The 12544-nt window shown below is 63.2% G+C and carries 7 protein-coding genes; 6 read left to right on the top strand and 1 reads right to left on the bottom strand.

The window, feature by feature from the left end; genetic code table 11:
• Nucleotides 1–54: 54 nt before the first annotated feature.
• Nucleotides 55–915, bottom strand: a complete 861-nt coding sequence (locus tag IVB01_RS31155; protein ID WP_187435289.1) for a helix-turn-helix transcriptional regulator — start codon at nt 913–915, stop codon at nt 55–57.
• Nucleotides 916–1286: 371 nt separating this feature from the next.
• Here IVB01_RS31155 and mdeB point away from each other — a divergent pair, with 371 nt between their 5' ends.
• From mdeB to IVB01_RS31125, 6 genes are all read left to right on the top strand, one after another.
• Nucleotides 1287–3965: an alpha-ketoglutarate dehydrogenase gene (gene mdeB, locus IVB01_RS31150; protein WP_247495147.1), complete on the top strand. Its 2679-nt coding sequence runs from the start codon at nt 1287–1289 to the stop codon at nt 3963–3965.
• Nucleotides 3966–3982: 17 nt separating this feature from the next.
• Entirely contained in the window at nt 3983–5263 is a 1281-nt protein-coding gene (locus IVB01_RS31145; protein WP_247495146.1) for a 2-oxo acid dehydrogenase subunit E2, read from the top strand.
• A gap of 8 nt (nt 5264–5271) precedes the next feature.
• The gene (gene lpdA / locus IVB01_RS31140) at nt 5272–6984 is read left to right on the top strand and encodes a dihydrolipoyl dehydrogenase (RefSeq protein ID WP_247495145.1); all 1713 of its coding nucleotides are present in this window, start codon (nt 5272–5274) and stop codon (nt 6982–6984) included.
• 17 nt (nt 6985–7001) lie between these two features.
• Nucleotides 7002–8531: an acyl-CoA carboxylase subunit beta gene (locus tag IVB01_RS31135; protein ID WP_247495144.1), complete on the top strand. Its 1530-nt coding sequence runs from the start codon at nt 7002–7004 to the stop codon at nt 8529–8531.
• Nucleotides 8532–8533: 2 nt separating this feature from the next.
• The gene (locus IVB01_RS31130; RefSeq protein ID WP_247495159.1) at nt 8534–10549 is read left to right on the top strand and encodes an acetyl/propionyl/methylcrotonyl-CoA carboxylase subunit alpha; all 2016 of its coding nucleotides are present in this window, start codon (nt 8534–8536) and stop codon (nt 10547–10549) included.
• Nucleotides 10550–10662: 113 nt separating this feature from the next.
• On the top strand, nt 10663–12543 hold the full coding sequence (locus IVB01_RS31125; RefSeq protein ID WP_247495143.1) for a methylmalonyl-CoA mutase family protein: 1881 nt from the start codon (nt 10663–10665) through the stop codon (nt 12541–12543).
• Nucleotide 12544: the final 1 nt, after the last annotated feature.

Here is a 12544-nt window from a genome sequence, read left to right as displayed (position 1 = left end):
CACGAAAGCGTCGTGGGGTCGCGGTCGTCAAAGGCTCAGGCAGGGACGTGCGAACTAGGGCAAACCGTCCGAATTGATCAGGCGCGACCGCTCGGCAAGGAAGCGGCGGGGGCTCTTTCCCATCGTCTTCTTGAACATCGTGATGAACGCGCTGGGCGTTTCGTAGCCCAGTTCGAGCGACACAGCCTGGACCGAAGTGCCCGCCGTGAGGCGTTGCATGGCGATCAGAATGTGGAGACGCTGGCGCCAGCGCCCGAAGGTCATCCCTGTTTCCTTGGCGATGAAGCGTGCGAACGTACTCTCGCTCATCGCGTAGCGCGAGGCGACTTCGTCCATCGTGCTGCGGTCGCCCGGATTATTCAACAAGGAGGTCGCGAGGTGTTGAAGACGGGCGTCGGGGGAGATCGGCAGATACATTTCATCCGTTGTCGACATCTGCACGAGTTCGTCGAGCAAAACGCGGCCGAGACGGCTGGTTGGTCCTTCCAGCGGATAGAGCGGTGGGAACACCGAGAGACGGTGGATCAATTCGCGCACCAGCGACGTGATCATCAGCGTGCAGCAGGTCCGCGGCAGCATGCTGACCTGCGGATCGATGAACACGGTGTAGAGTTTGCCGAAATCGGCCACGCAATTGCTGTGCTGCACGCCGGCCGGGATCCATACCGCGCCTTGCGGAGGCACGATCCACAAGCCGCCAGGCGCCCGGCACATCACCGAGCCATGAGATGCGACGACCAATTGGCCTTTGCGGTGTGAGTGCAGCGGCAGATCGTCGTTGTCTTTGCTGGTTTCGAGACAGAATGAAGTGACGGGACGATCGAACTGATCCGGATCGACAGGATCATAGTTGATCCGAAGATCGGGCAGATCCATTCGCGCAAATTCGCGATCGAACTCGGTCTCGGGCGGCATTTCAATCCTGCCAATTCGTCAAGTCGGTCAAGCTTTGATGCAGATCCTGCTGCTAGCCGAGGTTAGCTGTTTTGAAAGGTCAGGTCACTAGTCGCGGCGAGCCGTCGAGTTCGCTGATCTGCGACAAGATGCCCGCTACTGCGGCGTGAGCGCTGAGCGATGCGGCATGCTGCGCCGTGACCAAGCGGGAGCACCTGTCAGGCGGCCGACGGCTCGATCACTCGCCCGATTAAACCAACAGCAGAGAATGCTGCAATGCGAGCCTCGGCGTCCCGCCGGAGCCGGGCAATCCGTCGGAACGCGGCCGTATTCAGCAGCACGTGCCATAGCACCCGATGCTACCAAGTGCGGGCTTTCTCGGAGCCCGACGCATGACTGCACACATCGATCCGCCACGCAAGGCCGTCAACGCCGATCAGGATGCGGTCGAAACCGCCGATTGGCTCGCCTCGCTTGGATCGCTCCACCACAGCGCCGGTGCCGAGCGCGTGCGATACATCCTGGCTGCGCTCGATCGGCGTGCGAAGGAGCTCGGCGTTCTGCTGGACTCTCCGCCGTTCTCGCCCTATCGAAATTCGATTCCGCTTGAGCAGCAGAAGCCCTACCCCGGCGACATCGCGATCGAGACCCGCCTGACGGCAATCATTCGCTGGAACGCGCTCGCGATGGTGGTCCGTGCCAACAAGGCCTATGGGGAACTCGGCGGGCACGTCGCCAGCTACGCCTCGGCGGCAGAGATCTTCGAAGTCGGTTTCAATCATTTCTTTCGCGCGTCAAGCTCCGAGTCGGAGGGGGACTTGGTGTATTTCCAGCCGCATTCGTCTCCTGGAGTCTATGCACGAGCGTATCTCGAAGGCCGATTGTCGGACGAAAATCTGAAGCTGTATCGCCAGGAACTGAGTGGCCCCGGTCTGTCGTCCTATCCGCATCCCTGGCTGATGCCAGAGTTCTGGCAGGTGCCGTCGGCGTCGATGGGCCTCGGCCCGATCAGCGCGATCTACCAGGCGCGGTTCATGAAGTATCTGCAGCATCGCGGCCTGGTGCAGACGGCTGGTCGTCACGTCTGGGGTGTGTTCGGCGACGGCGAGATGGACGAGCCGGAATCGATCGCCGGGCTCGCCCTGGCGGCACGGGAAAATCTCGACAACCTCACCTTCGTCGTCAATTGCAACCTGCAGCGCCTGGATGGGCCGGTCCGCGGCAACGGGCAGGTGATTCAGGAACTCGAATCACTTTTCCAGGGCGCCGGCTGGAACGTCATCAAGGTGCTGTGGGGATCGGACTGGGACGATATCTTCGCGCGCGATATCAAGCATGCGCTGCTGCGCAAATTCGCCGACACCGTCGATGGCAAATATCAGACGCTCGGCGCCAAGGATGGGGCCTACAACCTCGCCAACTTCTTCAGCGAGGATCCCGAGGTCCGGGCGCTAGTTGCGCACATGTCGGACGCGGATATCGACGGCCTGAAGCGCGGTGGCCACGACTTCAAGAAGCTGTTCGCGGCCTTTGCCGCCGCGAAGGACATTAAGGGTCGGCCGACCGTCATTCTGGCGAAGACCAAGAAGGGCTACGGCATGGGCGGCGCCGGCGAGTCGCGTATGACGTCGCACCAGGCCAAGAAGCTCGACGTCGACGCGCTGTATGCGTTCCGCGACCGGTTCGCCCTGCCGCTCAGCAACAAGCAAGTCGAGGATCTGGAATTCTTCAGGCCTGCGGAAGACAGCGCGGAAATTCAGTACCTACGCGCCCGTCGCGCGGCACTCGGTGGGTACATGCCGGCGCGGCGACGCGATTCGGCGGCGCTGCCGGTGCCGCCGCTGCAAACCTACGCGGAGTTCGCGCTGCGCGGCGACGGCAAGGAGACGTCGACCACGATGGCGATCGTGCGGCTGTTCACCAATTTGCTCAAGGACAAAACGCTCGGCCCGCGCATCGTTCCGATCGTCGCCGACGAAGCCCGCACCTTCGGAATGGCGAACCTGTTCAGACAGGTCGGCATCTACTCGCCGGCGGGACAGCTCTACGAGCCGGAAGATGCCGGTTCGATGCTGTACTACAAGGAAGCGATCGACGGTCAATTGCTGGAGGAGGGGATCACCGAGGCGGGGGCGATTTCGTCATGGACCGCGGCGGCGACCTCCTACAGCATCCATAACTTCCCGTTGCTGCCGTTCTATATCTACTATTCGATGTTCGGCTTTCAGCGGGTCGGCGATCTGATCTGGGCGGCGGCGGACCAGCGCGCGCGTGGCTTTTTGATCGGGGCGACGGCCGGCCGGACGACGCTCGGCGGCGAAGGCTTGCAGCATCAGGACGGGTCCAGCCATCTGATGGCGGCGACCGTTCCGAACTGCCGGGCCTACGATCCGGCATTCTCCTACGAGGTGGCCGTCATCGTCGATCACGGCATGCGGTCGATGCTCGAGCAGGGCAACGACGAGTTCTATTACCTCACGGCGATGAACGAGAACTATGCGCAGCCCTCGATGCCCGACGATGCACGCGACGGCATCATCAAGGGTCTCTATCGGGTTCTGCCGAGCGCTGACGGGCCGGCGAAGATCAGGCTGGTCGGCTCGGGCGCCATTCTCCCGGAGGCGCTCGCCGCCGCAGCGATGCTGCAAAGCGAATGGAAAGTGGCCTGTGAAGTCTGGTCGGCAACGAGCTTTTCCGAGCTGGCGCGGGAGGCGCGCGATGTGGAGCGAACTAATCGGCTCTCGCCACTGTCGACCCCGGTCGAGAGCCACGTCGTACAATGCCTCGGCGGCAAGGTGCCGATCGTCGCGGCATCGGATTATGTCCGGGCGTATCCGCAACTGATCGGTTCTTACATCGAGGCGCCCTATACGGTGCTGGGCACCGACGGCTTCGGGCGCAGCGATACACGCGCCGCGCTGAGATCGTTCTTCGAGGTCGATCGCAAGCAGATCGTCGTTGCGGCGCTGTCGGCACTGGCAAACTTGGGTCAAGTGGCGCGTGAGCAGGTCGTCGAAGCCATCGCCAGCTACGAATTGCCGACCGGCGTTGCATCGCCTTGGTCGCGCTGAGAGAGGGCGAAGCGCGCATGTCTCGTTCAATTGAAGTCGTTCTGCCAGATATTGGGGACTACAAGGATGTCCCGGTAGTCGAAATCAATGTGTCGGTCGGCGACGAGGTCACGATCGACATGCCGTTGCTGTCGATCGAGTCCGACAAGGCGACGATGGAGGTGCCATCCCCAGCCGCAGGCACGGTGGCCAAACTGATGATCGACGTCGGGGTGCGGGTTTCTCAAGGTTCGGTTCTGATGGTCCTCGAAGGTCGCGACGAATCCACCGCGCCTCCGCCGGCGACTGCGTCGGCACCGCTGGTGGAGCAACGGATCTCGCAGCAGGAGGCGCTGTCACGGCCGGCGCCCGCGGCTCCAGTCGATGACTCGCGAGCACGTGCACAGCAGCCGCAGCCTAGCGGGGCGGCGCATGCATCGCCGTCGGTCCGCGCTTTGGCGCGTGAGCTCGGCGTGACGCTGGACTCTGTCGTGCCCACAGGCCCCAAGGGCCGGATTTTGCGAGAGGATGTGGCGGCCTTCGTCAACGGACTGATGCGATCGAGACCGGCGATGGCGCCTGAGCCCGGCGCCTCGGTCGATTGGCCCAAGGTGGATTTCGAGAGGTACGGCGCGGTCGAGCGCCTGCCGCTGACACGGATCCAGAAGCTGACCGGTACGAACCTCTCGCGCAACTGGAGCGTCATTCCCCATGTAACGAATTTCGACAGAGCGGATGTAACCGACGCCGAAGCCTTTCGTCAGCTCGCCAATGCCGAGGCCGCGAAGGACACGGCGAAGCTCACCATGGTGTCGCTGCTGATCAAGGCCGCGGCCTTGGCGCTGCAGAAATACCCGCGCTTCAATTCGTCGCTCGATGGCGATGAGTTGATCCTCAAGCACTACGTCCACATCGGCGTCGCTGTCGACACGCCGAGAGGTCTGGTCGTGCCGGTGATCCGGGACTGCGATAAGAAGGGCCTTCGGCAGATTGCCGCGGAGATGCGCTCGCTCGCCGACAAGGCGCACGCGGGGCAGCTCGCGTCGGGCGACATGCAGGGCGGCTGTTTCTCGGTGTCGTCTCTCGGCGGCATCGGCGGTCAGGGATTTACGCCCATTATCAACGCGCCCGAGGTGGCGATCCTCGGCGCCGGGCGGGCCGCCACCGAGGCGGTCTGGAACGGCCGCGAGTTTGAACCGCGCCTCATCCTTCCGATGAGTCTGTCGTGGGATCACCGGGTCGTCGACGGCGTGGCTGGGGCCCGGTTTCTGGGCTTCGTCGCGTCGGTGCTCTCCGATCTGCGGCGCTTCGCATTGTGAGGACGCAGATGCGGACAGAGGAAATCCGGGTCCCCGACATCGGGGATTTCCGAGACGTCGAAGTCGTCGAGGTCCACGTCGGGGCGGGCGACGTCGTCGTGCGGGAACAGGCGTTGATCACAGTGGAATCCGACAAGGCCACGCTGGAGATTCCGTCGCCGATCGCAGGGGTGATCACGAGCATGTCGCTGCGTGTTGGAGACAAGGTGTCTCAAGGCTCCATGATTGGCACGGCGTCGGCGTCGGACGAAGCGGGCGCGCAAGGCGAGACGATCTCGGCGGATCAGGATGTTGGCCAGCGCGCAACAGATTATACGCGCTACGATCTTGTCGTGATCGGAGGCGGGCCGGGCGGCTATTCAGCAGCGTTTCGGGCCGCAGACCTTGGACTGAACACCGCGATCGTCGAACGATACGGCACCTTGGGCGGAGTTTGCCTGAACGTTGGATGTATCCCGTCGAAGGCGCTGCTTCATGTTGCGGCCGTCAAGGAGGAAGCCGAACGGATCGCGGACAAGGGCATTCGCTTCGCCGCGCCGCAGATCGATCTGCAGGAGCTGCGCGCCTTCAAGCACGGTACCGTCAAGAAGCTGACGGATGGGCTGAGCCAGATGGCGGCAGCGCGCCGCGTCACGGTGATCCGCGGCATCGCGAAATTCGCCTCCGCCATGCGGCTCGAGATTGTCGGTGAGGGGGCAGGCTCGCAGCAAATTGAATTTGGTCAATGCATCATCGCCACGGGCTCGCGCGCGGTGCAGCTGGCGGTGCTTCCCAAGGACGAGCGGGTCGTGACCTCGACCGGCGCGCTCGCGCTGCGAAGCATTCCGGGCCGCATGCTCGTGATCGGAGCGGGGATCATCGGGCTGGAGATGGCGACCGTCTACAGCTCGCTCGGCGCCAAGATCAATCTTGTCGAAAGGCTTCCCGATATCCTGGCGGGCGTGGATGCCGACGCGGTGAAGATCTGGCGTTCGCGCAACGCGCATCGCTTCGAGCATATCGACGTCGCAAGCAGCGTATCAACCGCCGAAATCACGCCGGACGGCGTGAGGGTCGGTACCACAGGCGCATCGGTACGGACACGATCGTACGATTTGGTGTTGCAATCGGCCGGCCGTGTTCCCAACAGTAGCGAGCTCGGCCTCGAACGGATCGACGTTGCCATCGATTCGAACGGCTTCATTCAGGTCGACGAGCAGATGAGAACGACGGCGCGCAACGTCTTCGCCATCGGCGACGTCGTCGGCGGTTCGATGCTGGCGCACAAGGCCGTTCACGAGGGGCACGTCGCCGCGGAAGTAGCTGCCGGGAAGCCGGCGGCCTTTACCGCGAAGATCGTCCCCAATGTCGCCTACACCGATCCTGAGATCGCCTGGGTCGGCAAGTCCGAGCGTGATGTCGCCGAATCCGGACGGAAGATCCGTTCGGCAAAATTCCCATGGGCCGCGTCCGGCCGGGCCATCGCGTCGGGCGCGTCCTATGGCATGACGAAGCTGCTGTTCGACGCCGAAACCGGTCGCATCGTCGGGGGCGTGATCGTCGGACCGCATGCCGGCGATATGATCGGGGAAATCTGTCTCGCTATCGAAATGGGGGCTGACGCGATCGATATCGGAAAGACCATTCACCCCCATCCGACCCTCGGCGAGACGATCGGCATGGCTGCCGAAGTCCATGAGGGCATTTGCACCGACCTGCCTCCAATCGCTAGAAAGCGGTAGATCAGTTGGCTCAATCGATGTCCGTTATCGAGGCCCTTGAACAACGTCGCGCCGGCGCCAAGCTCGGCGGCGGCGAGAAGCGCATCGACGCGCAGCATGCGCGCGGCCGCCTCACCGCGCGGGAGCGGATCGATCTGCTGCTCGACAAGCATTCGTTCGAGGAGTTCGACATGTTCGTCGAACACCGCTCGACCGAGTTCGGCATGGAGAAGTCCAAGGTGCCGGGCGACGGCGTGGTCACGGGGTGGGGCACCGTCAACGGCCGCAAAACCTTCGTCTTCGCGAAAGACTTCACCGTGTTCGGCGGCTCGCTATCCGAGACCCACGCGCTGAAGATCACAAAACTTCAGGACATGGCAATGAAGGCCCGCGCCCCGATCATCGGGCTTTATGACGCAGGCGGCGCGCGCATCCAGGAAGGCGTCGCCGCGCTCGCCGGCTATTCCTACGTGTTCCGCCGCAACGTGCTCGCCTCCGGCGTGATCCCGCAGATCTCCGTCATCATGGGTCCCTGCGCCGGCGGCGACGTCTATTCGCCGGCGATGACCGACTTCATCTTCATGGTGAAGAACACCAGCTACATGTTCGTCACCGGCCCCGACGTGGTGAAGACCGTGACCAACGAGGTCGTCACCGCCGAAGAGCTTGGCGGCGGCAGCGTGCACGCCACGCGCTCCTCGATCGCGGACGGCGCCTTCGAGAACGACGTCGAGACGCTGCTGCAGATGCGGCGGCTGATCGACTTCCTGCCTGCTAACAACACCGACGGCGTGCCGGAATGGCCGAGCTTCGACGACATCGGCCGAGTCGACATGTCCTTGGACACGCTGATCCCGGACAATCCGAACAAGCCCTACGACATGAAGGAATTGATCCTGAAGGTCGTGGACGAGGGCGACTTCTTCGAGATCGCGGACCTGTTCGCCAAGAACATCGTCACGGGCTTCGGCCGCATCGCCGGCCGCACCGTCGGCTTCGTCGCCAACCAGCCGATGGTGCTGGCCGGCGTGCTCGACAGCGACGCCTCGCGGAAAGCGGCGCGCTTCGTCCGCTTCTGCGATGCCTTCAATATTCCCATCGTCACCTTCGTCGACGTGCCGGGCTTCCTCCCCGGCACCGCGCAGGAGTATGGCGGCTTGATCAAGCACGGCGCCAAGCTGCTGTTCGCCTATTCGCAGTGCACTGTGCCGCTGGTGACCATCATCACCCGCAAGGCCTATGGCGGCGCCTTCGACGTCATGGCCTCCAAGGAGATCGGCGCCGACATGAACTACGCCTGGCCGACAGCGCAGATCGCGGTGATGGGCGCCAAGGGCGCGGTCGAGATCATCTTCCGCAGTGACATCGGCGACTCCGACAAGATCGCCGCGCGCACCAAGGAATACGAGGACCGCTTCCTGTCACCCTTCATCGCCGCCGAGCGCGGCTACATCGATGACGTCATCATGCCGCACTCGACCCGCAAGCGGATCGCGCGGGCGTTGTCGATGCTGAAGGACAAGAAGGTCGAGATGCCCCTGAAGAAGCACGATAATTTGCCCTTGTGACCATGTTCAAACGCATCCTGATCGCCAATCGCGGCGAAATCGCCTGCCGGGTCATCAAGACCGCACGCAAGATGGGAATTCAGACGGTTGCCGTCTATTCCGAGGCTGACCGCGACGCCCTCCATGTCGAGATGGCCGACGAGGCCGTTCTGATCGGCCCGCCCGCCGCGGCCGAGAGCTATCTGGTGATCGAGAAGATCGTCGAGGCCTGCCGCAAGACCGGCGCCGAGGCCGTGCATCCCGGCTACGGCTTCCTGTCCGAGCGCGAGGCGTTTCCGCGCGCGCTGGAAGCGGCCGGCATCGTCTTCATCGGCCCGAACCCCGGCGCGATCGCCGCGATGGGCGACAAGATCGAATCCAAGAAGGCTGCCGCCAAGGCCAAGGTCTCGACCGTGCCGGGCTATCTCGGCGTCATCGAGGACGACAAGCACGCGGTGAAGATCGCCGACGAGATCGGCTACCCCGTGATGATCAAGGCCTCGGCCGGCGGTGGCGGCAAGGGCATGCGCATCGCGCATTCCACATCCGAGGTCGCGGAAGGTTTCAATCTCGCCAAGGCCGAAGCCAAGGCCTCGTTCGGCGACGATCGGGTCTTCGTCGAGAAGTTCATCGTCGATCCCCGCCACATCGAGATCCAGGTGCTGGGCGACAAGCACCGCAACGTCATCTATCTCGGCGAGCGCGAATGCTCGATCCAGCGCCGCAACCAGAAGGTCATCGAGGAGGCGCCGTCGCCGCTGCTCGATGAGGCCACCCGCCGCAAGATGGGCGAGCAGGCGGTCGCGCTGGCCAAGGCCGTGAATTACGATTCCGCCGGCACTGTCGAGTTCGTCGCAGGGCAAGACAAGAGCTTCTACTTCCTGGAGATGAACACGCGTCTCCAGGTCGAGCATCCCGTCACCGAGCTCGTCACCGGCGTCGACCTCGTCGAGCAGATGATCCGCGTTGCCGCCGGCGAGAAACTCGCGCTCACGCAGAAGGACGTCACGCTGACCGGCTGGGCCGTGGAATCGCGCCTCTATGCCGAGGACCCGTTCCGCAACTTCCTGCCCTCGATCGGGCGGCTGGTGAAATATCGCCCGCCGGCGGAAGTGAGCAAGGACGGCATCACCGTGCGCAACGACACCGGCGTGCAGGAAGGCGGCGAGATCTCGATCCATTACGATCCGATGATCGCAAAGCTCGTCACCCATGCGCCGTCGCGCGCGGCCGCGATCGAGGCGCAGGCGACCGCGCTCGACTCGTTCTATGTCGATGGCATCAGGCACAACATCCCGTTCCTGTCCGCGCTGATGCATCATCCGCGCTGGCGCGGGGGCAATCTCTCAACCGGCTTCATCGCGGAAGAATTCCCCAAGGGCTTTTCTGTGCGCGTGCCCGAAGGCGAGGTCGCGCTGCGGATCGCCGCGGTCGGTGCCGCCATCGATCACGTGCTCGGCGAGCGCAAGCGGCGGATCTCCGGCCAGATGGGCGGCCGTATCGTGCAGCGCGAGCGCCGCCGTGCGGTCTGGCTCGACCGCCAGGAGATTTTGCTCGAGGTTGCCCGCGAGGATGAGGCGATCGCGGTGCGGTTCGTCGACGCCGAGGGCAAGGTGGGTCATGCGCATCCGCTGCAGTCCGCATGGAAGCCGGGCGATCCGGTCTGGCAGGGCACCATCGATGGCCACGTCGTCGCGGTGCAGGCGCGGCCGATCGCCAACGGAATCCGCCTCGCGCATCAGGGCGTCGAGGTGCCGGTCTATGTCTGGACCGAAGCGGAGGCGGCTTCGGCCCGGCTGATGCCGGTGACGACAGCCTCCGACACCGGCAAGAAGCTGCTCTGTCCGATGCCAGGTCTCATCGTCTCGATCGCGGTGACCGAAGGGCAGGAGGTCAAGGCCGGCGAGACGCTGGCCGTGGTCGAAGCCATGAAGATGCAGAACGTGCTGCGCGCCGAGCAGGACGGCACCGTGAAGAAGATCCACGCCAGTGCGGGGGCCACGCTGGCGGTGGACGCACTGATTTTGGAGTTTTCCTGAATACTGCAAGAGGTCGCGACCTGAGATAGGCAGCTTGTCTGCAGGAATTCCGGTTACTTACAGATAGAAGTGATGCTGAGCAGTTCGGCGTCACTTGGGACTAAGTGGGGCTGATGAATACCGAACGGTTCGCATTGGCATCGGGCTTTGCGCCTGCTTCACGCGAGGGCTGGCGCACGCTGGTTGACGGCGTGCTAAAGGGAGCGCCGTTCGAAAAGCTGATTGGAAAGACGTACGACGGCTTGAGAATCGAGCCGATTTACCTCCGTGCGAAAGACATTACGCCGGTCGAGGGGAGGGCACCCGCGGCGCATTGGCAGATCATGCAGCGCATCGATCATCCGGACGCGGTGACGGCCAACAGGCAGGCCCTTCAGGATATAGAGAATGGAGCGACGGGCCTGGCACTCGTCTTTGCCGGGGCCAACTGCAGCCGCGGGTTCGGCCTCGATCAAACGGCGGGCGCCGTCGCCACAGCTTTAAAAGACGTCCACCTTGATGCCGGCATTGGAATTGAACTTCAGATTGGTGCACACGGGCGTAAGACCGCTATCCATGTCGCGGAATATGTGAAGTCGGTCGGCCTCGATCCCGCCATCTGCGACATTCGATTTGGGCTCGATCCGCTGGGCGCGTGCGCCCTCCGCGGACGCAGTCCATACACTTGGGACGAAATCGCGCGAACTGTTGCCAGCACGGTAAAAGGGCTTTTATCGCTGGGATTCAAGGGGCCGTTTACCGTGAGCGATGGGCGTATCGTTCATGATGCCGGCGGCTCAGAAGTGCAGGAGCTTGCCTTCGTGCTTGCCTGCGGCGTGGCATATCTGCACGCTATGGAGGCGGCGCGCATTCCGCTGGATCAAGCGCGAAGTATGATCTATGCGCGACTCGCTGCTGACGCCGACCAGTTTTTGACCATGGCCAAATTCCGCGCGTTGCGACTCCTCTGGGCGCGCATCGAATCGGCGTGCGGCCTTGCGCCAAAGCCGCTGTTCATCGCGGCCGACAGCTCCTGGCGTATGTTGACCCGGCGCGATCCCTACGTAAACATGTTGCGCGCTACCTTGGCGACATTCTCTGCGGGAATCGCCGGTGCCAATGCGATCACGGTTCTGCCGCACACGTTGGCGCTGGGCCTTCCAGACTCGTTTGCCCGGCGCGTGGCCCGCAACACGCAGCTTCTGCTGCTGGAGGAAAGCAATCTTGCCAAGGTTAGCGATCCTGCCGCAGGTGCTGGCGGCATTGAGGCGCTAACAACGGAGCTTTGCGACGCGGCCTGGAAGAGTTTCCAAGAGACTGAAAATGCGGGCGGCATCTTTGCCGCTCTCCAGCAGGGAGCGCTTCAGGCGAAGATCACAGCTACGCGCACAGCGCGCGGTGCAAATCTCGCGAAGCGCCGCGACCCGCTGACCGGAGTGAGCGAGTTCGCAAACCTTGGCGAAGGCGCAGCGGCGGTACTGAACGTAACACCGATGGCTCTTCCGCCTAACATTGACCAGAGATTCGTATTCGATGCACTGCCGCCAATCCGCCTTGCGGAACCATTCGAATCGCTCCGCGACAAGTCCGATACGATATTGAAGCTACGCGGCGTGCGGCCGCGAGTGTTTCTTGCTAGCCTGGGCACACCGACCGACTTTACGGCCCGCGCGACCTTCGCGAAGAGCTTCTTCGAAGCCGGAGGAATTGAGGCTATCGACGGCGCAGGCATCGCCGATCCAGCCGAGCTTGCCCTTGCATTCACGAACTCTGGTGCCGAACTCGCCTGCCTTTGCTCCAGCGATAAGATCTATGCGGAGCGCGCCGAAAACTCCGCCCAAGCGCTCCAGCAAGTCGGTGCTAGGCACATCTATTTGGCGGGACTTCCCTCTCAATTCGAGGCCGCGTTTCGGCGGGCTGGCATCGGCAGCTTCATCCACGTCGGTTGCGACGTCTTGGCAACGCTAAAAGCCGCTTACGACTGGATCCAAAACCCGAAGATCGCCTTTGGATAAT

The sequence above is a fragment of the Bradyrhizobium sp. 164 genome, from assembly GCF_023073715.1.
Taxonomy (GTDB): domain Bacteria; phylum Pseudomonadota; class Alphaproteobacteria; order Rhizobiales; family Xanthobacteraceae; genus Bradyrhizobium.
The sequence above is the reverse complement of the archived record's forward strand: the minus strand, read 5'-3'. Positions and strand labels throughout refer to the sequence as shown.